16 protein-coding genes are annotated in these 23,765 nt (G+C 65.9%); 12 read left to right on the top strand and 4 right to left on the bottom strand.

Features of this window, described 5'->3' with window-relative positions; all coding sequences use genetic code 11:
• A complete protein-coding gene (locus ACO05L_RS06855; protein ID WP_421731419.1) occupies nucleotides 1–2,418 on the top strand; it encodes a glycoside hydrolase family 3 N-terminal domain-containing protein in 2,418 nt (805 codons plus the stop codon).
• A 64-nt stretch (nucleotides 2,419–2,482) separates the two neighbouring features.
• On the opposite strand, the gene ACO05L_RS06850 is transcribed toward ACO05L_RS06855, so the two are convergent.
• Complete coding sequence (locus ACO05L_RS06850; protein ID WP_421731418.1) at nucleotides 2,483–4,186, bottom strand: glycoside hydrolase family 43 protein; 1,704 nt, start codon at nucleotides 4,184–4,186, stop codon at nucleotides 2,483–2,485.
• 81 nt (nucleotides 4,187–4,267) lie between these two features.
• Between ACO05L_RS06850 and ACO05L_RS06845 the strand changes: the two genes are divergently transcribed.
• The 6 genes from ACO05L_RS06845 to ACO05L_RS06820 all read left to right on the top strand — a co-directional run bounded on the left by ACO05L_RS06845 (nucleotide 4,268) and on the right by ACO05L_RS06820 (nucleotide 11,643).
• The gene (locus ACO05L_RS06845; RefSeq protein ID WP_421731417.1) at nucleotides 4,268–5,449 is read left to right on the top strand and encodes an endo-1,4-beta-xylanase; all 1,182 of its coding nucleotides are present in this window, start codon (nucleotides 4,268–4,270) and stop codon (nucleotides 5,447–5,449) included.
• 47 nt (nucleotides 5,450–5,496) lie between these two features.
• Complete coding sequence (locus tag ACO05L_RS06840; protein WP_421731416.1) at nucleotides 5,497–6,654, top strand: fumarylacetoacetate hydrolase family protein; 1,158 nt, start codon at nucleotides 5,497–5,499, stop codon at nucleotides 6,652–6,654.
• Complete coding sequence (locus ACO05L_RS06835) at nucleotides 6,651–7,409, top strand: SDR family NAD(P)-dependent oxidoreductase (protein WP_421731415.1); 759 nt, start codon at nucleotides 6,651–6,653, stop codon at nucleotides 7,407–7,409. The genes ACO05L_RS06840 and ACO05L_RS06835 overlap by 4 nt, the downstream gene beginning before the upstream one ends.
• A 57-nt stretch (nucleotides 7,410–7,466) precedes the next feature.
• Nucleotides 7,467–8,900 (top strand): sugar porter family MFS transporter, encoded by a 1,434-nt coding sequence (locus ACO05L_RS06830; RefSeq protein ID WP_421731414.1) that lies wholly within the window; start codon nucleotides 7,467–7,469, stop codon nucleotides 8,898–8,900.
• An 80-nt stretch (nucleotides 8,901–8,980) separates the two neighbouring features.
• Nucleotides 8,981–10,423 carry an aldehyde dehydrogenase family protein gene (locus tag ACO05L_RS06825; RefSeq protein ID WP_421731413.1) on the top strand — a complete coding sequence of 481 codons (1,443 nt, stop codon included), beginning with the start codon at nucleotides 8,981–8,983 and terminating at the stop codon, nucleotides 10,421–10,423.
• A 191-nt stretch (nucleotides 10,424–10,614) separates the two neighbouring features.
• Nucleotides 10,615–11,643 (top strand): LacI family DNA-binding transcriptional regulator, encoded by a 1,029-nt coding sequence (locus ACO05L_RS06820; protein ID WP_421731412.1) that lies wholly within the window; start codon nucleotides 10,615–10,617, stop codon nucleotides 11,641–11,643.
• On the opposite strand, the gene ACO05L_RS06815 is transcribed toward ACO05L_RS06820, so the two are convergent.
• Entirely contained in the window at nucleotides 11,625–13,157 is a 1,533-nt protein-coding gene (locus ACO05L_RS06815; RefSeq protein WP_421731411.1) for a tryptophan halogenase family protein, read from the bottom strand. The two genes, ACO05L_RS06820 and ACO05L_RS06815, sit on opposite strands and share 19 nt — an antisense overlap.
• Before the next feature lie 186 nt (nucleotides 13,158–13,343).
• Between ACO05L_RS06815 and ACO05L_RS06810 the strand changes: the two genes are divergently transcribed.
• From ACO05L_RS06810 to ACO05L_RS06800, 3 genes are read left to right on the top strand one after another with little or no spacing between them, the layout of a single operon-like run.
• Nucleotides 13,344–14,525 carry an SGNH/GDSL hydrolase family protein gene (locus ACO05L_RS06810; RefSeq protein WP_421731410.1) on the top strand — a complete coding sequence of 394 codons (1,182 nt, stop codon included), beginning with the start codon at nucleotides 13,344–13,346 and terminating at the stop codon, nucleotides 14,523–14,525.
• A complete protein-coding gene (locus tag ACO05L_RS06805) occupies nucleotides 14,522–15,442 on the top strand; it encodes a polysaccharide deacetylase family protein (protein ID WP_421731409.1) in 921 nt (306 codons plus the stop codon). The genes ACO05L_RS06810 and ACO05L_RS06805 overlap by 4 nt, the downstream gene beginning before the upstream one ends.
• A gap of 4 nt (nucleotides 15,443–15,446) precedes the next feature.
• Nucleotides 15,447–16,193, top strand: a complete 747-nt coding sequence (locus ACO05L_RS06800; RefSeq protein WP_421731408.1) for a DUF6445 family protein — start codon at nucleotides 15,447–15,449, stop codon at nucleotides 16,191–16,193.
• Here the strand turns inward: ACO05L_RS06800 and ACO05L_RS06795 are convergent.
• Together ACO05L_RS06795 and ACO05L_RS06790 are read right to left on the bottom strand one after the other, a co-directional pair.
• Nucleotides 16,190–17,185: a cupin-like domain-containing protein gene (locus ACO05L_RS06795; RefSeq protein WP_421731407.1), complete on the bottom strand. Its 996-nt coding sequence runs from the start codon at nucleotides 17,183–17,185 to the stop codon at nucleotides 16,190–16,192. The genes ACO05L_RS06800 and ACO05L_RS06795 overlap by 4 nt on opposite strands.
• A 135-nt stretch (nucleotides 17,186–17,320) precedes the next feature.
• Nucleotides 17,321–20,524 carry a TonB-dependent receptor gene (locus ACO05L_RS06790; RefSeq protein ID WP_421731406.1) on the bottom strand — a complete coding sequence of 1,068 codons (3,204 nt, stop codon included), beginning with the start codon at nucleotides 20,522–20,524 and terminating at the stop codon, nucleotides 17,321–17,323.
• 225 nt (nucleotides 20,525–20,749) lie between these two features.
• On the opposite strand from ACO05L_RS06790, the gene ACO05L_RS06785 reads away from it, so the two are divergent.
• Nucleotides 20,750–22,255 carry a tryptophan halogenase family protein gene (locus ACO05L_RS06785; RefSeq protein WP_421731405.1) on the top strand — a complete coding sequence of 502 codons (1,506 nt, stop codon included), beginning with the start codon at nucleotides 20,750–20,752 and terminating at the stop codon, nucleotides 22,253–22,255.
• Between the two features lie 8 nt (nucleotides 22,256–22,263).
• Entirely contained in the window at nucleotides 22,264–23,751 is a 1,488-nt protein-coding gene (locus tag ACO05L_RS06780; RefSeq protein ID WP_421731404.1) for a tryptophan halogenase family protein, read from the top strand.
• Nucleotides 23,752–23,765 lie beyond the last annotated feature (14 nt).

Here is a 23,765-nt window from a genome sequence, read left to right as displayed (position 1 = left end):
ATGACCGGCTTCCGCCGACTGACGACGTTTGACCGCCGCACCCTGCTGGGCGGCCTGCTCGCAACCGCCGCCCTCGCGCCGATGCGGGTCAATGCGCAGACGACCGAGAAACCAGCGGCCGACGCCGCCTATCGCAACCCCGCCCTGCCCGTCGATGCGCGGGTCGAGGACCTGCTCAAGCGCATGACGCTGGAGGAGAAGGTCGCCCAGATGATCGGCATCTGGGAAGCCAAGGGCGATATCCAGAACGCCGCCGGCGACTTCGATCCGGCCAAGGCCACGACTGCCTTCCCGCACGGCCTGGGCCAGGTGTCGCGTCCGCAGGATTTCCGTGGCGTGGACGCCAGCCTGAACGGATCTGCCGGGTCGGCGACAGAGGCCGTCAACCGCAGCGCCAAACAGACGGCGGAATACGTCAACGCGGGCCAGCGCTGGGCGGTCGAGACCACCCGCCTGGGCATCCCCATGCTGTTCCACGAAGAGGCGCTGCACGGCTATGTCGCGCGCGGCGCCACCAGTTTCCCGCAGTCGATCGCCCTGGCCAGCACCTGGGATCCCGACCTGATCACGCGCATCTTCGGCGTCGCCGCCCGCGAGATGCGGGCCCGCGGAGCCCAGCTTGCCCTCGCCCCCGTCGTCGATGTCGCCCGCGACCCGCGCTGGGGCCGGATCGAGGAGACCTATGGCGAGGACCCGCATCTGGTTTCCGAAATGGGCCTGGCCGCCATCAAGGGGTTCCAGGGTTCGACCCTTCCCCTGGCGGACGACAAGGTCTTCGTGACGCTGAAACACATGACCGGCCACGGCCAGCCCGAGAACGGCACCAATATCGGCCCGGCCAATATTTCCGAACGGACGCTGCGCGAGAACTTCTTCCCGCCCTTCGAGCGCGCCGTGAAGGAATTCCCCGTCATGGCGGTCATGGCTTCGTACAACGAAATCGACGGCCTGCCGTCCCACGCCAACCGCTGGTTGCTGCATGACGTGCTGCGCGAAGAGTGGGGCTACAAGGGTTCGGTCGTCTCCGACTATTTCGCCGTGCGCGAGCTCAACAGCCGCCACAAGATGTTCGCCACCATCGAGGAGGCCACGATCCGGGCGCTGGACGCCGGGGTCGATGTAGAACTGCCGGACGGCGAAGGCTTCGACACCCTGCCCGCCCTCGTGGCTGCAGGCCGTGTCCAGGTCGGCCAGATCGACGATGCGGTCCGCCGCGTCCTGGCCATGAAGTTCCAGGCCGGCCTGTTCGAAGCGCCCTACGTCGACGCCGAGGCCGCCGAGGCCAAGACCGCGACGCCGGACGCCATCGCCCTGGCCCGCGAGGCTGCGGCCAAGGCCATGGTCCTGCTGAAGAACGACAAGGGCGTTCTGCCGCTCGACGCGTCGAAGGTGAAGCGCCTGGCGGTGGTCGGCACCCATGCCCGCGACACGCCCATCGGCGGTTATTCCGATGTGCCGGGTCACGTCGTCAGCGTGCTGGAAGGCATCCAGGCGGCCGGCCAGGGCAGGTTCGAGGTCGTCTATTCCGAGGGCGTCCGCATTACCGAAAGCCGCTCGTGGAGCGCCGACGCCGTCGATCTGGTCGACCCCGCAGTCAACGCCCGCCTGATCGAACAGGCCACGCGTGACGCGGCCAACGCCGATGTCATCGTCATGGTGCTGGGCGACAACGAACAGACCAGCCGCGAGGCCTGGGCTGACGCCCACCTCGGCGACCGCGACTCGCTGGAACTGATCGGTCAGCAGAACGACCTGGCCCGCGCTATGTTCGCCCTGGGCAAGCCGACCGTCGTCATCCTGCTGAACGGACGGCCCCTGTCGGTGAACTATCTGGTCGAGAACGCCGACGCCATCATCGAAGGCTGGTACCTGGGCCAGGAGACCGGCCACGCCGTCGCCGACGCCGTGTTCGGTCGGGTCAATCCGGGCGGCAAGCTGCCGGTGTCGATCGCCCGCTCGGTCGGTCAGTTGCCGATCTTCTACAACTACAAGCCCACGGCGCGCCGCGGCTATCTGTTCGACCAGACCAGCCCGCTGTTCCCGTTCGGTTTCGGCCTCAGCTACACCACCTTCGACATCTCCGCCCCCCGGATCGCCCAGGCCAGCATCGGTCGTAACGGCAAGACGCGGGTCGAGGTCGATGTGCGCAATACCGGCCGGGTCGCCGGCGACGAAGTGGTCCAGCTCTATATCCGCGACGACCACGCCTCGGTCACCCGTCCGATCAACGAGCTGAAGCATTTCAAGCGCGTCACCCTGGCCGCCGGAGCCCGCACCACCGTCGCCTTCGAGATCACCGAGCGCGACCTGTGGTTCTGGAACATCGACATGGATCGGGTAGTCGAGGCCGGCACCTTCACCATCGGCGTGGGCGCGGATTCACAGACCCTGAAGACCGCAACCCTGACCGTCACCTGACGGTCTGAAGGCCCAAACAAATAGCGCTCCTGGCAAGATTTCCCTTGCCAGGAGTTCTGCTGTTCTAGTGCGCTGAACGGGCGTGGACGCCGAATACGGCCCCGACGAATCCGCCGGCCGTTCGGGTGCTCAGGATGGTGCCGTCGGCGTCGCCCATCAGCCGGCTCCAGCCCTGCCCTGTGGCGTCATAGTCGAAGTCATACAGGGCGCCGCGCGCGGTGATCTTCAACCGCACCGGCGTATCACCCTGGATCAGGGGCGCACTGGCCAGCAGGACGCCGTCCGCCGCCTCGCTGGGCCCGGCGCGGCGACGAAGCTCCATCCGGCGCTGACCGCCCTCTTCCCCCACGGCGAGGAAATACCAAAAGTCATCGCTCTGCAGCACGACCAGGCCGGCACGGTCGCCGTCATGCGAAGGGCTCCAGTCCAGCACCGTCTCGGCCGAGGCGTTCTGGTGCTGCTGTCGGCGTCCCAGGAAGGACGGATTGGCGTTGTCGCCCAGATCGACGGCGCGCGGCGTCAGGCTCAGCGAGCCGGGCGTGGACGACAGGTCGAACCAGGTCTCGCGAGGATTGCGCATCATCATCCAGGTCGGAGCCAGGCTCGGGGCGTCGAAGCTGTCCTCGACCCGGAAAGCGCCCGTCGTCGGCGTGACGGGCTGTGTCGGCTCCGGCAGCCGGGGGCGGGCCAGGACCTCGGGGATCACCTCGCCCGGCCGGGTGATGACGGGCCATTCCCCCGACCAATCGACCGGCAACAGGAAGGTCTCACGGCCCGTATTGTATTGATCGGGGCCATAGGGCCGCACCGCCAGGAAGGTCGCCCACCAATCGCCGTCGGGCGTCTGCACCAGATCCGCGTGCCCAGCCGAGGTGATCGGGCGCTCGCGGTCCATGGGCAGGCCGCGCTGGGTCAGGATCGGGTTGTCGGGATTGGCGACGAACGGCCCATCTGGCCGTCGTGAGCGCAGGGCGACCTGCGAATGGCCCTCCGCCGTCCCGCCCTCTGCGGCCAGCAGATAATACCAGCCGTCCTTCAGGATCAGGCTGGGCCCCTCGATCCAGATCGGCTTGGTCGAGAAATCGACCCCGCCATTCACCAGCAGAGTGCGCGGTCCGAAGGTCTTCTGGGTTTCCGTGTCGAACTTCTGGATCCAGATGGCGCGGTGGCCCTCGTACTCGGGCTCACCCTCAGGCGGGCCGTTGTTCATGATCCAGCCCTGCCCTTCCCCGTCGAAGAACAGCGACGGATCAATGCCGCCCTCCAGTTCAGGCAGCCAGACCGGATCGCTCCATGGCCCGGCCGGATCGCGCGCCGTGATGAGGAAATTGCCGCCACAATCGACGCAGGTGTTCAGGATGTAGAACAGGCCGTCGTGATGCTCGATCGTCGGGGCGAAAACGCCGCGCGACAGACCCAGAGTCCCGAAATCCAGCTGATCCGGCCGGTCGATGGCGTTGCCGATCTGGGTCCAGTTCACCAGGTCGCGGCTGTGCAGCACCGGGATGCCGGGGAAATAGCTGAAGGTCGATGTGACCAGATAGTAGTCCTCGCCCACACGCGTCGTCGCAGGGTCGGGATAGAAGCCGGCCATGACCGGGTTGCGATAGGTCCCGGCAGGCGAGGCCGGACCGCCGTCGTCACCCTGATAGATGAAGGTCGAGAACTTCGCCGGCGAGGGAGCGTCCTGCGCGCTCGCCCCCGATGCGGCCAGAAGCGCGAGCGCTGCGGCCAAGGCAGGGCCTGTCGATTTTCTACGCTGCGTCATCGTCGCTCCTTTTTCATTTGTCGGAGTTTTCGCGCATGAACTATGGTAGCGCAATCATAGTCTTCATCGAGGAGCCCCGTCATGACAACACGCCGCACCCTGCTCGCCGGCGCCGCCGCACTGGCCGCCGCCCCCCTCGCCACACCTCTGGCCGCCTCCGCCTTGGCCGCCCCGTCGCGCGATGCCGCCGGGCCTTCCTTGAACGATCTGGCCAAGGCCAAGGGCATGACCTTCGGCAGCGCCGTCAGCGCCGGGGTCATCGCCGGCCCACGTCGTGACCCCCGCTATACCGCCCTGCTGGAGCGGGACTGCGGCGCCCTGGTCTGCGAGAACGAGACCAAATGGGTCGCCCTTCGGCCTGACGCCCAGACCTTCGACTTCGCCGCCGCCGACACCATCGCCGCCTATGCGGGCGCCCACGACATGGCGCTGCGAGGCCATACCCTGCTTTGGCATCACCCCGACTGGTTCCCCCAGTGGCTGACCAACTACGACTTCGGCTCCCGTCCCGCGACCGAGGCGGAACGCGTGCTGAGCGATCATATTCGCCGCGTCTGCGCCCACTATCCCCAGGTCTTTTCGTGGGACGTCATCAACGAGACCGTCGACGCTCAGACGGGCGCGCTGCGTGACACCAGCCTGTCCAACGCCATGGGCCAGCGAGTGCTGGACGTGGCCTTCCACACCGCCCGCGAGGCCGCCCCGCACGCCCAGCTCGTCTACAACGACTACATGAGCTGGGAAGCCGGGCACGAGGCGCATCGCGCCGGGGTGCTGAGACTGCTCGAAGGCTTCAAGACGCGCGGCGTGCCGATCGACGCCTTGGGCGTGCAGAGCCACATCGGTTCGGGCAACCAGGATGATTCGGTCGGCTTCGACACCGCCCAGGAGCGCGAATGGCGCAAATTCCTGGACGAGGCGACCGGCATGGGCCTGGATATCGTCATCAGCGAGTTCGACGTCCACGACAAGAATCTGCCCGCCGATCCGGTCGTCCGCGACCAGGCCGTCGCCGACCTGGGACGGCGCTATCTCGACCTGATGTTCAGCTATCCGCAGACCAAGACCGTGATGGCCTGGGGGATGTACGACCCCTATTCGTGGCTGCAGGGTCGCTGGCCGCGCGAGGACGGCGGCGCCAAGCGTCCCACCCCCTTCGACGCCGAATATCGCGCCAAGCCGCTGCACGGCGCCATCGCCGACGCATTCCGCGCGGCGCCGATGCGGACGGCGCTTGACATCACCCCTGCCAATCGGAATTGATAGCGCTACCAGTAACGACCGAGCCGCTTAAGGTTCTGGCGGGGGAAATGACCAGTATTATCGATTACCTGCCAGGCGACTGGCGCGACGCCCTGCTGCTCGGCCGTCTGCAACGCCCCGAGGGGCCTTCGCCCATCCTTGTCCGCAATGGACGTGTGTTCGACGTATCGCGCACCGCCCCCACCTCGGCCGATATCATCGCCGCGGGCGGTTTCGCCGCAATGTCGGGCGAGGATCTGGGTCCGCTTGAGGACTTCGACTTCGAGGTCTCGTGGGCTTCATCCGCAGGCGCCTCGAAACTGCTGTCGCCCATCGACCTTCAGTGCGTGAAGGCCTCCGGCGTCACCTTCGCCGTTTCGGCGGTCGAGCGGGTGATCGAGGAACGGGCGCGCGGCGACGCGGGCAAGGCGGTCGAGATCCGCAACACCCTGGCCGAGCGCGTCGGCGCCGATCTCAGCGCCGTCAAGCCGGGCTCGGACCAGGCCATGGCGCTCAAGGACGCCCTGATCGCCGACGGCCTGTGGTCTCAGTACCTTGAGGTCGCCATAGGCAAGGACGCCGAGATCTTCACCAAGTCGCCCGTGCTGTCATCGGTCGGCTGGGGCGATTACGTCGGGGTTCGCGCCGACAGCCACTGGAACAACCCCGAGCCTGAAGTCGTCGTGATCTGCGATCCCTCGGGTCGCGCCATGGGCGCCTGCCTGGGCAATGACGTGAACCTGCGCGACATCGAGGGCCGCAGCGCCCTGTTGCTGGGCAAGGCCAAGGACAACAACGCCTCGGCCGCGCTTGGTCCCTTCATCCGCCTGTTCGACGACGGCTTCACCATGGACGACGTGCGCGCTGCGACCATCGCCCTCGAAGTCACCGGCACGGACGGCTTCGTGATGAAGGGCTCCAGTTCGATGAGCCTGATCAGCCGCGATCCGGAAGACCTGATCGCCCAGACCGGCGGCGAGTCGCACCAGTATCCGGACGGTTTCGCCCTCTATCTCGGCACCATGTTCGCGCCGATCGACGACCGCGACGCCCCCGGACAGGGCTTCACCCACAAGATGGGCGACCGCGTGCGCGTCTCGTCCGAACGCCTCGGCGTCCTAGAAAACACCGTGACCACCAGCGAACAGGCGCCGCCCTGGACGATGGGCGTCTCGGCTCTCATGCGGAACCTGGCCGGTCGCGGCCTTCTTGGAGCGACCGTATGAGCGGAGCTGTCTATCCATCCCTGACCGGCCGGCTGGTGGTCGTCACCGGCGGGGGCTCCGGCATCGGCGCCGCCCTGACCGAGGGTTTCGCCCGTCAGGGCGCACGCGTGGTCTTCCTCGACGTCGTCGACGACGCCTCGAAGACCCTGGCCGCGTCCCTGTCCGACTTGTCGCCCGCGCCCGAGTACCGACGCTGCGACCTGACCGACCTCACCGCGCTGCGCAGCACGCTGGACACGATCATCGCCACACATGGTCCCGTGGATGTCCTGGTCAACAACGCCGCCAACGACGACCGGCATCTGCTGGACGAGGTGACGCCGGAATACTGGGACAACCGTATCGCGGTGAACCTGCGGCACCTGTTCTTCGCCGCCCAGGCCGTGGCTCCGGCCATGCGCAGCCGGGGTCAGGGCGTGATCCTGAACCTGGGGTCCATCAGCTGGCACCTGGGCCTGCCCGACCTGTCGCTCTACGAAACCTCCAAGGCGGGGATCGAGGGCATGACGCGGGCCCTGGCGCGTGAGCTCGGGGTGGACGGCGTCCGCGTCGCCTGCATCGTGCCCGGCAACGTCAAGACGCCCCGCCAGGAGCGTTGGTACACGCCGGAGGGCGAAGCCGAGATCGTCGCCGCCCAGTGCCTGAAGGGCCGCGTCGAACCGCGCGACATCGCCGCCATGGCCATGTTCCTGGCCTCGGACGACGCACGCTTCGTTACAGGCCACGAGTATTTCGTCGACGCAGGTTGGCGATAGGGCAAGCTGATATCTGAATCATAACGGGCCGATAGAGCCCATCGGGAAGGAACGGACATGGCTGGACCAACAGGGGGGCTCTCGGGGCCGGATATTGCGGGGAACGACCGCATCAACATGGGCTTCATCATCGCCATCGTGGCGGTGGCGACCATCGGCGGCCTGCTGTTCGGCTATGACAGCGGCGCGGTGAACGGCACCCAGGCGGGTCTGCAGGCGCAGTTCAATCTGGACGCCAACGGCCTGGGCTTCACGGTCGGCTCGTTGCTGATCGGCTGTGCCTTCGGCGCCTTCTTCGCCGGCCGTCTGGCCGATGTGATCGGGCGCCGCTCGGTCATGATCATGGCCGCCCTGCTGTTCCTGATCGGCGCGCTGATCCAGGGCGTCACTGAGGTGCACATGATCTTCGTCGCCGCGCGCTTCGCCGGCGGCATGGCCGTGGGCGCCGCCAGCGTGCTTTCGCCGCTGTATATCTCCGAGGTCGCCCCTGCCCGGATCCGCGGGCGGATGAGCACCGTCCAGCAGGTGATGATCATCTCCGGCCTGACGGGCGCCTTCCTGGTCAACTATTTCCTGGCTCAACACGCCGGCAGCAGCCTGGGCGAGATCGCCGGCACGACCGCCTGGCGCTGGATGTACCTGGCCCAGGCCGCGCCCGCAGCCGTCTTCCTGCTGGCCCTGTTCCTGATCCCGGAAAGCCCGCGCTATCTGGTCATGCGCGGCAGGGATGAGGCCGCCCTCAAGGTCCTGACCAAGCTGTCGGGCGCCGAGGCGGCCGAACGCCAACTGGTCGAGATCCGCGCCAGCTTCGACCAGGGCCATCGCCCCAGCTTCGCCGACGTGTTCGCCAAGCGCACTCTGCTGCGCCCCATCGTCTGGGCCGGCATCATGCTGGCGACCTTCCAGCAGTTCGTCGGCATCAACATCATCTTCTACTATGGCGAGACGCTGTGGCGTCTGGCCGGCGTCTCGGAAGAAGTCGCCCTGGAACGCAACATCCTGTCGGGCGCCGTCTCCATCGCCGCCGTGCTCGTGGCCCTGGCCGTGATCGACAAGGTGGGCCGCAAGCCGCTTCTGCTGATCGGTTCGGTCGGCATGGCCGTGTCCCTGGCTGCCATGACCTGGGCCTTCAGCGGCGCCACCGCTGATGCGGCCGGCAACCTGGCCCTGAACGAAACGGCGGGTCTGACCGCCCTGGTCGCGGCCAACCTGTACGTCATCTTCTTCAACTTCAGCTGGGGCCCGGTCATGTGGGTCATGCTGGGCGAGATGTTCCCCAACCATATGCGCGGCTCGGCTCTGGCCGTCGCCGGCCTGGCCCAGTGGGGCGCCAACTATCTGGTGGTGCAGAGCTTCCCCGCATTGGCCGATGGCATCGGCCTGGCGGGCACCTACGCCCTCTACACCGTCTCCGCCGTGATCAGCGTCTTCCTCGTCCGCTCCTTCATCAAGGAGACGAAGGGGATGAAGCTGGAAGACATGACCGGCTGATTTTCGCGCTCTCTCTACCTATCTAACGCGGACGGCGGCGATGTTTGGCCGCCGTCCCTTCATTCCAAAGGATGCCCGCAATGACCGAAGCCCTCGCACTCTCTCACTGGATCAATGGCGAGAAGGTCGGCGGTGATCGGCCGGGCGAAAGCCACAACCCCTCCAACACCGCAGAGATCGTCGCCCGCACGCCCAAGGGCGGCGCCGCCGAGGTCGATCAGGCGGTCCAGGCCGCCAAGGCCGCATTCCCGGCCTGGTCGGAGGCCTCGCCCGAGGTGCGCCACGACATCCTCGACAAGGCCTCCAACATCCTGATGGAGCGCCGCGAACAGGTTGGCCGTCTGCTGTCGCGTGAAGAGGGCAAGACCCTGCCCGAAGGCATAGGCGAAACCGCCCGCGCCGCGCGCATCCTGAAATATTTCGCCGGGGAAGCCCTGCGTCTCCACGGCCAGAACCTGATGTCGACCCGTCCCGGCGTCGAGATCCAGACCTATCGCCAGCCCATCGGCGTGTTCGGCCTGATCACGCCGTGGAACTTCCCCATCGCCATCCCGGCCTGGAAGATCGCGCCCGCCATCGCCTTCGGCAACACCGTGGTCATCAAGCCCGCTGGCCCGACGCCGGCGACCGCTGAAGCCCTGATCGCCATCCTGCATGAAGCCGGCCTGCCCGCAGGCGTGGTCAATATGGTGATCGGCGACGGCGACGTCGGCCGCGCCATCGTCGCGCACAAGGATATCGAGGGCATCTCCTTCACCGGCTCGCAGATGGTCGGCCAGGGCGTCGGTCGCGGCGCCATGGAGCGCCAGGCGCGCGTGCAGCTTGAGATGGGCGGCAAGAACCCGCTGATCGTGCTCGACGACGCCGATCTGGACCGCGCCGTGGCCATCGCCCTGGACGGCTCCTTCTTCGCCACCGGCCAGCGCTGCACCGCCTCCAGCCGCCTGATCGTGCAGGACGGCATCCACGACCGCTTCGTCCAGGCTCTGGGCGAGAAGGTCCGGGCCATCAAGGTCGGCGACGCCCTGGACCCCACCAGCCAGATGGGTCCGGCCGTGTCCGAGAGCCAGATGGAGGTCAGCTACAAATACATCGACATCGCCCGCTCGGCCGGCGGTCGCATCGTCACCGGCGGCGAGCGCCTGAACCTCGACAATCCGGGCTGGTACGTGCAGCCGACGCTGATTGCGGACACCGACCATCTGTCCCAGATCAACAACGAAGAAATCTTCGGCCCCGTCGCCTCGACCATCCGCGTCAAGGACTACGAGGAGGCCCTGTCCATCGCCAACGGCGTCGAGTTCGGCCTGTCGGCGGGCATCGCCACCACCTCGCTGAAATACGCCCGCGACTTCCAGCGCCGGGCCAAGGCGGGGATGGTCATGGTCAACCTGGCGACCGCCGGTGTGGACTATCACGTGCCCTTCGGCGGCTCGAAGAAATCCAGCTATGGCGCGCGCGAACAGGGCTTCGCCGCCGCCGAATTCTTCACTCAGCACAAGACCGCCTACAGCGGTTCTTGACCGGCGCAGGCCGCCCGGTGGCGATCCATCGGGCGGGCCTCGCACATGGGGCGTGACCCGCCTATGTTAGCGCCGCCAGACTCAACCCTGTCCGGCCAGAGGGGACCATGGCGGTGGATCAAAGAGTGACAAGGCGCAGCGGCGGCCGTCAGACGATCACGGACGTCGCGCGGCTTGCGGGCGTCTCTCCGATGACCGTATCCCGCGTCATCAACGGCCAGAAGAACGTCAGCGCCGATATGCGTGATCGGGTCGCCAAGGCCGTCAGCGAGTTGGGCTATGCGCCCAATCTGGCGGCCCGCAGCCTGGCCAGCGCCCACGCCTTGCGGATCGGCCTGCTCTACAGCAACCCCAGCAACGCCTATCTCAGCGAGTTCCTGCTCGGTGGGCTTGAGCAGTGCAGCGCCTCGGCCATCCAGTTGACCGTCGAGAAATGCGACGCAGAATCGGGCGAGGAACGCGCGGTCCAGCGCCTGATCGAAATGGGCGTCGACGGTGTCATCCTGCCCCCGCCGCTGTGCGATTCCCACCTGATCGTCGAACGCCTGGAAGAGGCAGGCATCCCCACAGTCGTGGTCGCCACGGGCGAGCCGCCGCACGCGGCCTCCGCCATCCGCATCGACGACTTCCGCGCCGCCCAGGCCATGACCCGTCACCTGATCGACCTGGGCCATCGCCGCATCGGCTTCGTGCGCGGCCATCCCAACCAGACGGTCAGCGCCCTTCGCTATGCCGGGTTCGAGGCCGCGATGACCTCGCAAGGTCTGGACGTGGACCCCGAGCTGGTCGCCCAGGGCTATTTCACCTACCACTCTGGCCTCGACGCCGCCGACCAGCTGCTGGCCCTGCCCGTCCCGCCGACCGCCATCTTCGCCAGCAATGACGACATGGCCGCCGCCGCCATCGCCGTGGCCCACCGGCTGGGGCTGGACGTTCCGGCGGACCTGACCGTCTGCGGCTTCGACGACACGGCGCTGGCGACCACCGTGTGGCCGCCCATGACCACCATCCGCCAGCCCGTCGCCGAGATGTCGCGCGAGGCGGTCATTCTTCTGGTCGCGGCGATCAAGCGCAAGGTCGCGGGCAAGTCGCCCAAGGCCGTCTGCGAGATGGTGGACTTCACCCTGATCCGCCGCCAGTCGGACGGTCATCCCCCCGCCGGCCCCAAACGGCGTCGCAAGCCGGTCGGCTCGCCCCTGCTTCAGACTGCCGAACAATAGGCGTCGATAAAGGCCTGATGCGGCGGCAAATTGTCAGCCGCCGCAGCGATCATCTGCCTCAGCCCCTCCAGCCTCCGCCGGACCATGCCGATCTCGAGCCCGTCAGCCATCGGGTCATGGACGGCGGGCATGACCCCCTGCCCCAGCAGGACGGCGATCCAACTCGCTTCGCTGAACAGCTCGTCCTCATGACGGAACAGCCGGCCAGAAGACCGGAACAGATCCAGTTTGCGCGCCAGGCTTTCGGGCACGCTCATGTCGCGCACCTGGCGCCAGAAAGGCGTGTCGTCCCGCGCGGTCGCCTTGTAGTGCAGGATGATGAAGTCGCGGATCTGCTCGAACTGGGTCTGTGACATCCGATTGTAGGCGTCGATCATGTTCGGATCGAAATTGCGGTCCGGGAACAGCCCCATCAGACGCGATATCCCGCTCTGGATCAGGTGAATGCTGGTGGATTCCAGGGGCTCCAGGAAACCGGATGACAGACCCAGAGACACGCAGTTCTTGACCCACTGACGCCGCCGCCGCCCCGTCGTGAACCGCAGCGGCCGGGGCTCAGCCAGCATGGGCGCATCGAGCCCTGCGATCAGTTCGGCGCGGGCGTCGTCGTCGGAGATGTGGGCGCTGGAATAGACATGGCCGTTACCCGTCCGGTGCTGCAGCGGGATCTTCCAGCGCCAGCCGCTGCTGCCCGCGATCGCCCGGGTATAGGGGGTCGGCGGTCCGTTCGACTGGGTCGGCACAGCCAGGGCTCGGTCGCAGGGCAGCCAGTGGGTCCACTCCTCGTATCCGGCGCCCAGCGCCTCCTCGATCAGCAGCCCGCGAAAGCCCGAGCAGTCGATGAACAGATCGGCCGCGATGACCTCGCCATCGGCCATCTTCACGGCCTCGATGAACCCGTCCTCGCCCCGCAGCACCACCTCTGCGACCCGCCCCTCGCGCCGTCGCACGCCTCTGGCCTCGGAATAGTGGCGCAGATAGGCGGCATAGAGACCCGCGTCGAAATGGTAGGCATGGCGCAGCGACGCCACCACCGAACGGTCGTCTTCACGCGGGCGCACGAACCGCCCCCGACCCGCCGCCTGAGTCGCCAGACTATAGTCCCATAGCGAACTGGTCTCGCCGGCCCGAACCGCCCTCAGCCAGTGGTGATGGAATTTGACGCCGTCCATATCGACGCCGAACTCACCGAACGGGTGCATATAGGCGTCGCCCAGCCGGCCCCAGTTCTCGAACTGGATGCCCAGCTTGAAGGTCGCTTGGGTGCTGCGCATGAAGTCGGCTTCGTCGATGCCCAACAGGCCGTTGAAGCTCGTGATCGGCGGAATGGTCGCCTCTCCCACCCCGACCGTGCCGATTTCCTCGGACTCGATCAGCACCACCTCGGTGACGCCATTGCGCATGATCTTGGTCAGAGCCGCAGCCGCCATCCAGCCGGCCGTCCCGCCGCCGACGATCAGGACTCGACGGATCGTCGAGTTTTCCGCATTCCCTGACTGGTCTTTCGTGTTCATCCCATCTCCTGCGCCGCATGGACGGCGTTGTCACTGGTGGCTTCAAGCGGCCGTATGGTATCGCTACCATGGGTCGTTCAGACCGTGGGAGTCGATATGCGTCGTCCTTGGCATCCTATGAGCCGCGGCCTGATTTGCGCCGCCGTTTTCACCCTTGGCCTATCGACCTTGGGCGTCAGCGCTTCCATGGCCCAGGCACAGGCTGCGGATCACCCCTGGGTCGCCGTTTGGGGCAGTTCGCAGATGATGGCGGAGGCTGACAACGCCCTGCCCGCCGACGCTCTGGATGACGCCACCCTGCGCCAGGTCGTGCGCGTCACCGCCGCCGGTGACCGCATCCGCGTGCGCCTATCCAACGCCTTCGGCTCCGCCCCTCTCCAGATCGCATCAGCCGCCGTCGCCCAGCCAAGTTCGGGTTCAACCATCGCGCCGGGTTCAAGCCGCCCGCTGTTGTTCAACGGCCGCCCCGGCGTGGTCATTCCGACCGGCGCCGACTACCTGTCCGATCCAGTCGACATTAGCGTCACAGCCCTTGGCGATGTCGCTGTGAGCCTGCACGTCCTGGATGTCGAAGGCGCCCAGACCGGCCACCCCGGATCACGCGCCACCAGTTTCATCGGCCCCGGCGACCAGACTTCGGCTGCCGAATTGAGCGACGCCGAGACTGTCCCTCGCTGGTATTTCATCGCGGGGATCGAGGCGGCAGGCCCCGCCGTTGAGGGCGCGATTGTCGTTCTCGGCGACTCGATCACCGACGGCTATGGCGTCGCCCTGGACAGCAACACTCGCTGGCCCGACCTGTTCGCGGCTCGCCTCCAGACCCAGCCCGCGACGCGCGGCCTCAGCGTTATCAACCAAGGCATCGGCGGCAACCGGCTGCTTCGAGACGGCCTGGGCCCCAATGCCCTGGCGCGGTTCGAACGCGACGTGCTGTCTCAGCCCGGCGTCAGCCATGTCGTGGTGCTTGAAGGGGTCAACGACCTGGGCGTCCTGACACGCGACCAGCCCATGCCGCCAGAAGCCCACGCTGCACTGGTGGAACAGATGATCGGCGTCTATCGCCAGATGATCATCCGCGCCCGGGCCCGAGGCGTACGCATCATCGGCGCGACCATCATGCCCTATGCCGGCTCGGCCTATTACCATCCGACGGCCGAGAACGAGGCCGACCGTCAGGCTCTGAACGCGTGGATACGTGCGCCGGGGAATTTTGACGCCATCATCGACTTCGATCGGATCATGGCTGATCCCGCCCGCCCGGATCATGTGAATCCCTCTTATGATCTGGACGGCCTGCATCCTTCCGTCGACGGCTATCGCGCCATGGCCGACGCCATTCCCCTGTCGATCTTCGAGCCCGCCCCATGAAGATGCTGAACCTAATCGCCGCTCTCACCGTCGCCCTGACGAGCGCCAGCTTCGGTGGGTCAACCCGCGCCACCGCCCAAGACATGGCCCTGACGTTCGACGATCTGCCGGCGCACAACGCCCTGCCTGCAGGCACGACGCGACTGGCCGTCATCGCCCGGATCGCGGCGGCGCTCAGCGAGGCCGGCGCCCCACCCTCGTATGGCTTCATCAATGCGTCCTCTGCGGGCGAGGCCGAGAACGCGCGGGTGCTGGAACTGTGGCGCGCGTCGGGCAACCGTTTCGGCAACCACACCTGGTCGCACATCAATCTGGCCGAGACCTCGGTCGAGACCTACATCGACCAGATCACGCGCAACGAGCCGCTGCTGGCGACCCTCAGCCCCGACGCCGACTGGCGATGGTTCCGCTATCCCTATCTGTCCGAAGGCGACACGCCGGCCAAGCGCGCTGCGGTGCGCGAGTTTCTGTCGGCCCATCACTACAAGGTCGCCAGCGCGACCCTCAGCTTTGACGACTACGCCTGGAACCAGCCCTACGCCCGATGCGCCGACAAGGGTAATCAGGCCGGGATCGCTGCGCTGGAAGCCAGCTACCTGGCCTTCGCGCGCGAGACCCTGCTCTCGGCCCGCCAGATGTCTCAGGCCCTGCACGGACGCCAAATCCCGCTAGTTCTGCTGATGCACGTCGGCGCCTTCGACGCCCACATGATGCCGGCTCTATTGGCCATGTATCGCGAGGAAGGCGTCCGCTTCGTTACGCTGGAAACGGCCCAGGCCGACGCCTTCTACGCCGCTGACCTCGGCTCGAAATCCTCTGCCGCTCCTCTCTATCTGGAGACCGCGATGACAGAGAAGGGCCTGACCCCGCCTGAGCGGACGCCCGTCTTCGCCGCCCTGGAAGCCGCGTGCCGATGAGCCGATGTTGAGCCACGGCAAGACCTTTCCCGTTCGGCCGAACCTGACGCCACAGACCATCCTCGTCGGCGCCGAACGCGCACCAGTGCTGGTCATCGAAGACGCAGCAGTCGATCCTCAGGCTCTGATCGACTGCGCGGCCCAGGAGGCTGCCTTCGTCGCGCCGAAAGCGGGCAGCAACTTCTATCCGGGTCTTCTGGCGCCCGCGCCCCTGGCCTATGTGGAGGCTCTGGCGCGCGTCCTGGATCCGCACATCCGCCAAGCCTATGCCCTGGAAGACGTCGGCCTGGCCAATGCCAGCTGCAACTTCTCGCTGGCGACCCTGCCGCCTGAGCGCCTGAACCTCGCCCAACGCCTGCCTCACGTCGATACAGTCGATCCTCTGCAGTTCGCGGTGCTGCACTATCTCTGCGACGGCGTTTTCGGCGGTACGGCCTTCTATCGCCACCGCGCGACCGGCTTTGAGCGCCTGAGCCAGGATCGCTTGGAAGCCTATCAGAGCGCTCTGGACCAGGAGATCAGCGTGACGCCCCCCGCTGCGGCCTATGTCGGCAGTGACAGCCCGCTCTTCGAACAGACGGCCGAACTCGAGGCGGTGTTCAACCGCGTGATCGTCTATCGCAGCCAGGTCCTGCATTCGGGCCAGATTCCGCCCAATACCCCCCTCTCGCCAGACCCGCGCCGTGGTCGGCTGACCGCCAACATCTTCCTGAACTACCGTCCGCGCCGCCGACCTGACCCTCGGGTCTAGCCGCGCCTCAGCCCATTCATCAAAAAGCTGCTGATCCGTTGCGCCAGGCTCGGCGTCATGGGGCCAAGCACGCCCCGGCTCTCCACCGGCAGGTGCGGAACCGGATCGCCGTCACGCTCGAAGACATAGTGTTCGAAGATATTACGCCACGCCTCGCGCTGGGGCCCAGGCAGGGGTCGCACCGTCATCACGGCATGGATAAGGGCCTCGAACGCCGAAGGCGGCGCTCCCGACGCGTTCCACCAGTAGTTCACCAGCACGTTGAATGGCGTCAGCGACTCGACGTGGTGCCACCACAGGGGCGGAATATAGAGGGCGTCTCCCGGCTCCAGATCGAACACCTGCGCCGTTTTCAGCGCGTCGGCGAACCGGGGAAACCGCTCCAGATCCGGCGCTTTCAGATCGACCATGCTGACCGGCTGCCCCGCCAGGGTGAAGTCGAGCGGACCTACGTACAGATTGCCCAGCTGCTCGGGTGGAAACAGTGTGAAGCGGCGCTTTCCGGCGACGACGCAGGCGATGTTGTCCGACAGATCGTAATGGGTTGAGACGGTCACGGCATTGCCGACCCACAGTCGCGCCTCGACTGACGGATCGACCAGCGGCATCCGGTTCTGAGCCGAGAAGCCAGGCAGGCGATCATTGACCGACGCCGCTCCCAGATAGACCGACGGCGGATCGGCGACATCCATCAGGCCCAGCAGCCGCCCCAGAAAGCCCTTCAGCGTTTCCTGGCGCCGCTCGAAGTTGAGCCCGCGCATACCGGCGTCATAGAAAAAGCGGCCCTTGATCTCGGGCCGTCCCGTAAAGGTTTCCACCGGCCCGCCATTGGCCAGGCTGGCCAGATAGTTGGCGACGGCGACGGGCCCCTGGCCTTTCGCCAACGCAGGCCAGTCGGCGACTGCGCCGCGCAACAGGACCGGTCGATAGGCCGAAACCACATCGCGCACAAAGGCGGCGCTGCCGGAAGCCAATGATGCTGGATCACCCATGGATCTCGCTGTCTCCACTGCACTCTGAAACAGATTTGCCCCTGAGCAATTGGGCCGAACAACACATTGGCCACTAACGGAAAAAGGCCCCGGCGAACAGGTCGCCGGGGCCAGAGTTTTACGGAAGAGTCTAGATCAGAAAGTCGCCCGGACGATGAAGGTGAACCGCCGGTCGCTCATGAACCACGACCGGCCTGTGGTCAGGAGGTCGTTGTTCAACACCTGGGAAGTCCGGGTGATTTCGTTGGTCAGGTTCACAGCTTGAACCCCCACTTTGATGTGGTCGTTGACCGAGTAGAAGGCCGAACCGTCGAGTTGGCCGGTCGCCTCGTTCATGATCGGTGCATAGGGAACGATCACGTCGCGCACGGTGATCAGGAAGTCCGAACGCCACGAGTAGGCCAAGCGCAAAGCCACCGGACCCTTCTCGTAGAAGGCGGCCAGGTTGGCCGTATGCTTCGACAGGTTCTGCAGCGGCAGCAGGCTGGTGTCGATATTGGCGACACGTCCCGAGGCCACGTCAGGGTCGGTGTTGGACAGGGTGGTCTGCGGAACGCCGTTGCTTTCGATGTAGGTGTAGTTGGCGTTGAAGCCGAACCCGTCCCAGGCGCCGGGCAGGAAGTCGAGACCCTGCTGCCAGGCCACTTCGAAGCCCTTGATGGTGGCGTCCTCGTCCGAGTTGATCGGCGTATTGACCACGGCGTCGAAGGTGGCGCCGTTGTTGGTGAAGGACTCTCGGCGCGTCCCGTTGGTGATGACGTCGGTCAGCTTCTTGTAGAACAGCGACAGGGTGAAGGAGCCCGGATTGCCGAAATACCATTCGAACGAGGCGTCGAAATTCTCGGCCTGAATGGGCTTCAGATACGGGTTGCCCACATCGAACCGGCCAGTCGGCTTGCCGTCCACGATGTCCTGAGCCGCGGTCGACAGGCTGATGTTGTTGTAGTTCCGCGTCAGCCCGACATCCGGCGGCGTAATGGCGCGCGAATAGCCGAAGCGGAAGATCCTACCGCCCTCAAACTCGGCCTTCAGGTTGAAGCTGGGCAGGTAGTAGTCGTACGAGGTGTTCACCGTGCTGGCGATGACGGCGCCGTTGGCGAAGTCGCGGGCGGCCTGACGATTGGCCGGCGAGACAAGCCGGCAGAAGTCGCTCGGCGTTTCGCCAGGAGGCGTCGCGGCGCATTCCGCATCCGTCGCGAACGACTGCTGCGTGAAGGCCTGGAAGCCTGAGGCCTCTCGGTCCGTGGTCGTGTAACGCAGACCCAGGTTGCCGCTGAGTTCCACGCCGTTGGACAGTTCGCCGGCGTAGCGCAGCATGACATAGGCCGCGTCGTTTTCCTCCAGGATCGGGTTGATCTCGTTCAGACGGAACGGCGTGCCAGCCACCACGCCGCAACGCATCGCCAGAGGCACCCAGTTCTGCGGACAGCCGTCACCACCCAAGCGATCGCGCCACTCATCGCCGATCAACAGGCCGAAGTCGGAATAGGCCTGATAGCTCTTGGCGGTATTGCCGGCGTAGAACAGGCGAGGTTGATCACCGGTCGGAACCGGGATGTCTCCGCCCATGAAGTTGTCGAAGGCGAAGGTCTCGAACATCGAGCTCGGCAGGATGCCCTCGGTGCCTGGGACGCCGGGCTGGCCCGTACTGGGCACGCCGTCCGCCCGGTCGGTCAGCCAGACAGGCCCGCCGCCGCCCCACTGTTCGCTGACAACACCCCAGTTGTATTGAGAGAAGCGCGTGGTCTGATCACGTTCGGCACGGCGATAGCCGAAGCGGACGGATTCCAGCCAGCTGTCTTCCTGGAACGTATATTCACCATCCAGCCGAACGGCGGTCAGCTTGCCTTCGCTCTGTTCGATATGGTCCATATTGTTGCGGAAGAAGCTGTTGTACGGGTCGCTGAAGCTGTTGTGCGTCCCGGTGTAATAGGTCGAGCAATCGCCCGGCAGAGTTCCGTCGGCGGGGCATGGGGCCACGGTCCCGTTTTCCGAAGGCGGCAGGAAGGTCACCAGCGGAATGTCCGAGCCGCGCAGCTCGATTGCGGCGTTCTGATAGGTCGAGGCCCAGGTCGTCGCTGACAGCACGTCGACGGTGGACTTGACGTGCTGAACATCCAGGTTGACCCGGAAATTGTCGGTCAAGGCCCATTTGAAGTTGAAGCCGATGTCCGTTGTGACGTTTTCAGAGATTTCGTCGCGGCGCTGGTTGTTGCTCTGAAGGCCGAATGCGGGGTTGCGGTTGTCGCGACCGTCCAGCGAGTCGTCACGCCAGCCGGTCGGGCCGGTGATGACGCCATTGGTGAACACGCCGTCTTCGTCGAAGTCGAAGGTCGTGCCCAGAACGGGACGCGAATCGCCGGCTGAGGTGACGTTGTCAGTCGCGATCTCGACCGCATGCTCGGTCGATTCCTGCGAGGCTTCCGAGCGCAGGAACTGCAGGGTCGCGCTCATCCGGTGGTCAGGGCTGCGCCACTGGCCGGCGGCGGCATAGCCGGTCCGCTCACGGTCGAAGATGGTCGAGCGGAAGGACGCCCCACGGGGGAAATAGATCGGCGTCGCGCCAAGGTCCGTCCGGAGCCCGAAGTTGGAAATCTGCTGGCCATCTGCGCGCGTCGTCAGCTGCGAATGCACCATGTTGGCCATCAGGCCGAAGTCGCCGTGTTCCGTATCCCAACGCTTGCTGCCCAGGACGGACACGGTCGGCGTCGCCTTCTCGGCGAAGTCGCCGTAGCTGACCTCGGCCGAGGCCGCGAACAGATCGCCGGAGGTGTCGAAGGGCACGCGGGTCCGCAGATTGACCAGGCCGGCAATGCCGCCCTCGATCATGTCGGCCGACTGGTTCTTGAACACATCGACGCCGCTCAGCAGCTCGGACGGCACGTCGGCGAAGCCGAGGCCACGGCCGTTGTTGGCGGTGAAGGCGTCGCGCCCGTTGAACTCGGAGCGAATGAAGGTCAGGCCGCGAACGACGACGCCGCTGCCCTCGACGGAGAAGTGGTCCGGGTCGACACCGGCCTGGAAGCGGTCGATGGACACGCCGGGGACGCGTTGCAGGGCTTCGGAAACCGAACGGTCAGGCAGGGCGCCGATGTCCTGGGCGCTGATGGAGTCGACGAACACCTCGGCGTTACGCTTGGTGTTCTGCGAGCTTTGCAGGCTTCCGCGAATGCCGGTGACGACAACTTCCTCGATCGTCGTCGCGTCGGGATCGGCGTTGGCGGTCTGGGCCATGGCCGGCGCGGCCGAGATCATGGCGGCCAGGGCGAGAGCGGAGACACCGCCCTTCAGAAATAGCGTTCCCGCGCCTCGATCAAGCGCACGTGTGGCGTCAAACATATCGGTTAGCCTCCCCAACCTATGATGTGGTGCGTCTTGGTAACGCTACCATTGAGGCAATTTCTAACTGAAGAGTTTGTGGCCTTCAAGTGGCAAAACGTGCAATTGTCTGAGTGTTGCAAGAGTACCCTTGCTGCACTGCAGCAACTTCGCCGCCTATCCAGCAGGGATTGCATCCGCCATTCTCAACGTGGTCATCTGCGTTCTAAGAGGGAGCGCTACCATATGTCTGAGCAGGCGGTTCGAAGCATCGTCATCGTCGGAGGCGGCACCGCCGGATGGATGACGGCGGCCGCCATGGCCGCGATGCTCAAGGACCAGAACCTGAGCATTACCCTGATCGAATCGGAGGCGATCGGCACGGTCGGCGTCGGCGAAGCGACCATCCCGCATATCCGAAACTTCAATGCCCGGATCGGTCTCGATGAGACCGAGTTCATGGCTCGGACCCAGGCGACATTCAAGTTGGGAATCGAGTTTCGCGACTGGGCCAGATTGGGGGATTCCTACATCCACCCGTTCGGCGCCTATGGTCGGCCCGTCGAGCGGATCGGCTTTCACCATCACTGGCTGAGGTTGCGTCGTCAGGGCGCGGCGGCCGATATCGACGCCTATTCCCTGCCCGTCGTCGCCGCGCGCTTAGGGCGTTTCCAGAAGCCCGATGCAGACCCCTCGTCGCTGCTGTCGACCTTCTCCTATGCCTTCCAGTTCGACGCTGGCCTCTACGCCGCCTTCCTTCGCAGTCACTCGGAGGCCCGCGGCGTTGTGCGTCGCGAAGGCAAGATCAACCGCGTCGTCGCAGACCAGCAGACCCAGCGGATCGAATCGGTTGTCCTTGAATCCGGCGAGACGGTGGAGGGCGACCTCTTCATCGACTGCTCAGGCTTCCGCGGCCTGCTGATCGGCGAGGCGCTTGGAACGGGCTACGAGGATTGGCGCGAATGGCTGCCCTGCAACCGTGCAGTCGCCGTCCCTTGCGATACAGTCGAGAAATCGACGCCCTATACCCGCGCCACCGCGCTGGAATCAGGCTGGGCCTGGCGGATCCCGCTGCAGCACCGCGTGGGCAATGGCTATGTCTATTCCAGCGACCACATCACGGATGAAGCGGCAGCCGAACGTGTCGTTGGACAGCTGGAGGGGCCTGCCCGCGCCGACCCGCGCTTCCTGCGCTTCACGACGGGCCGCCGCCATCGCCAGTGGGTCGGAAACTGCGTCGCCATCGGTCTGTCGAGCGGGTTTCTGGAACCACTGGAATCGACCAGCATCCACCTGATCCAGGTGGCCATCACCAACCTGATCGAACTCTTCCCAGAGCGGAGCTTCGACCCCGCCGACGCCGCCGAGTTCAATCGGGTCATGGACATCGAGTACGAACGAATCCGCGACTTCCTGGTGCTCCACTACAAGGCGACTGAGCGCGACGACACGCCCTTCTGGAACCACTGCCGGGCCATGGCCGTGCCCGATTCACTGGCCGAGAAGATGGAGTTGTTCCGCGAGCGAGGCGTGGTGGCGAAGTACCGTGACGGCCTGTTTCTGGAGCCCAGCTGGCTGGCGGTCTACTTTGGACAGAGGATCGAGCCCGACACCTATGACCCGCTCGGCGACCGACTGCCGACCGAGGCCTTGGGCCAGTCGATGGAGGCTCTTCGCGTCGCGGTCGATCGCGCCGCGCGGTCGATGCCCGGACACGACGACTTCGTCAGCCGCTATTGTGCCGCGACATGAGCGAGGCTTTGTATAAGGCTGCCCCCTCCCCGCCGCTGCGGCGCATCGTCATCGTGGGCGGGGGCTCCGCAGGATGGATGGCGGCCGCAGCCTTGTCGCGCGCCGTGCCAGGGGACACCCGCCTGGAGCTCATCGAAACCAACCCCGGCCAGGATTCGGGAATTCTGACCCCGTTCGATTCCACCCTGCCCTCCCTGCGCGCCTTCAATCACAGCCTGGGGCTTAACGAAGATGCGCTGATCGCGGCGACGGGCGCGACGATCAAACTGGGCACGCAGTTTTCGCAATGGACCCGAAAGGGCGTGAGCTACGTCCATCCGTTCAGCGACTTCGGCGCGGTCATGGAGGGCGTCGCCTTTCATCACTGCTGGCTGAAGCTGCGCCAGGCGGGCCAGGTGGAGCCGCTGGAAAGCTTCGCCCTGGCCGCCGTCGCCGCCAATCTGGGGCGGTTCGATCGGCCCAGCGACGACCCTCGCTCGGTCACATCGACCATGTCCTATGGTCTGCATTTGAATGCGGAAGCCTACACGGCCGTGCTTCGAAGCATCGCCGAACGCGCGGGCGTTCAAGGGGTGTCCGGAAGCCTGGCCGCCGTCATTACGGACGCCGAGCGCACACGCGTCACCGGCGTGACCCTGAGCGACGGACGGCTCGTCGAAGGCGACCTGTTTATCGACTGCACGGGCACAGCCGCGTCCGTCATATCCGCCTTGGGCTCGACGTGGGAATCCTGGAGCGAGCACCTGCCCTGCAACCGGGTTCGCTGGTCCCTCGACCCGGCTCAGGCGGTGCCGTGTCTGCTGACCGAGATCGAGGCGCAACGCGCCGGCTGGCTCCAGACCGTGCCGCTTCGGACAGCGACCGGCGTGGCTGTGTTCGACGCCGTCGCCCCGGGCGAGCCGGCGCCTCAGGGCGGTAACGAACGCCTGTTCGAGAACGGACGTCGCACACCCTGGATTGGCAACTGCATCGCCATCGGCCTGTCTGCGACCTGCCTGGAACCTCTGGAAGGAACCGGCCTGCATCTGTTGCAGAGCGCCGTGACCAAGCTGCTGGCCCTCTTTCCCACACCCGGAGGAATGGCCGTCTCGGCGCGGGAGTACAACCGGCTGATCCAGGCAGAGGCGGAACGGCTGCGCGATTTCCTGATCGCCCACTACAAGCTCAACCGGCGCAGCGGACAGAGCTTCTGGGACGCCCGCGCGGCGGCTGAACCGCCCGCCGAACTGGCCTGGAAACTGCTTCAGTTCGAGAGCCGGGGCCGCATCCCGATGGGTGACGAAGAAACCTTCGAAGAAGCCAGCTGGCTGGCCGTCTTCATGGGCCAGCATCTCCAGCCGCGCCGCTACCACCCCCTGGCGGACAAGTTCTCGCTCGTCGACACGCGCGACCGTCTGGATCGCACCCGCGCCGTCATGCGTCAGGCGGCCGAGGCCATGCCGACGCACCGCGACTACCTCGCGAGCCGCGCGCCGACGCGTCACAGCCTTCTTTGAGAGCCTGACAAGAT

It is taken from the genome of Brevundimonas sp., assembly GCF_965227765.1.
Classification (GTDB): Bacteria; Pseudomonadota; Alphaproteobacteria; order Caulobacterales; family Caulobacteraceae; genus Brevundimonas.
This window is presented reverse-complemented; position numbering and strand designations above follow the sequence as displayed.

Coding starts and splice junctions, on each gene's coding strand:
- ACO05L_RS06855 (WP_421731419.1), top strand. CDS start 1: ATGACCGGCTTCCGCCGACTGACGACGTTTGACCGCCGCACCCTGCTG.
- ACO05L_RS06850 (WP_421731418.1), bottom strand. CDS start 4,186: ATGACGCAGCGTAGAAAATCGACAGGCCCTGCCTTGGCCGCAGCGCTC.
- ACO05L_RS06845 (WP_421731417.1), top strand. CDS start 4,268: ATGACAACACGCCGCACCCTGCTCGCCGGCGCCGCCGCACTGGCCGCC.
- ACO05L_RS06840 (WP_421731416.1), top strand. CDS start 5,497: ATGACCAGTATTATCGATTACCTGCCAGGCGACTGGCGCGACGCCCTG.
- ACO05L_RS06835 (WP_421731415.1), top strand. CDS start 6,651: ATGAGCGGAGCTGTCTATCCATCCCTGACCGGCCGGCTGGTGGTCGTC.
- ACO05L_RS06830 (WP_421731414.1), top strand. CDS start 7,467: ATGGCTGGACCAACAGGGGGGCTCTCGGGGCCGGATATTGCGGGGAAC.
- ACO05L_RS06825 (WP_421731413.1), top strand. CDS start 8,981: ATGACCGAAGCCCTCGCACTCTCTCACTGGATCAATGGCGAGAAGGTC.
- ACO05L_RS06820 (WP_421731412.1), top strand. CDS start 10,615: ATGACCGTATCCCGCGTCATCAACGGCCAGAAGAACGTCAGCGCCGAT.
- ACO05L_RS06815 (WP_421731411.1), bottom strand. CDS start 13,157: ATGAACACGAAAGACCAGTCAGGGAATGCGGAAAACTCGACGATCCGT.
- ACO05L_RS06810 (WP_421731410.1), top strand. CDS start 13,344: ATGGCCCAGGCACAGGCTGCGGATCACCCCTGGGTCGCCGTTTGGGGC.
- ACO05L_RS06805 (WP_421731409.1), top strand. CDS start 14,522: ATGAAGATGCTGAACCTAATCGCCGCTCTCACCGTCGCCCTGACGAGC.
- ACO05L_RS06800 (WP_421731408.1), top strand. CDS start 15,447: ATGTTGAGCCACGGCAAGACCTTTCCCGTTCGGCCGAACCTGACGCCA.
- ACO05L_RS06795 (WP_421731407.1), bottom strand. CDS start 17,185: ATGGGTGATCCAGCATCATTGGCTTCCGGCAGCGCCGCCTTTGTGCGC.
- ACO05L_RS06790 (WP_421731406.1), bottom strand. CDS start 20,524: ATGTTTGACGCCACACGTGCGCTTGATCGAGGCGCGGGAACGCTATTT.
- ACO05L_RS06785 (WP_421731405.1), top strand. CDS start 20,750: ATGTCTGAGCAGGCGGTTCGAAGCATCGTCATCGTCGGAGGCGGCACC.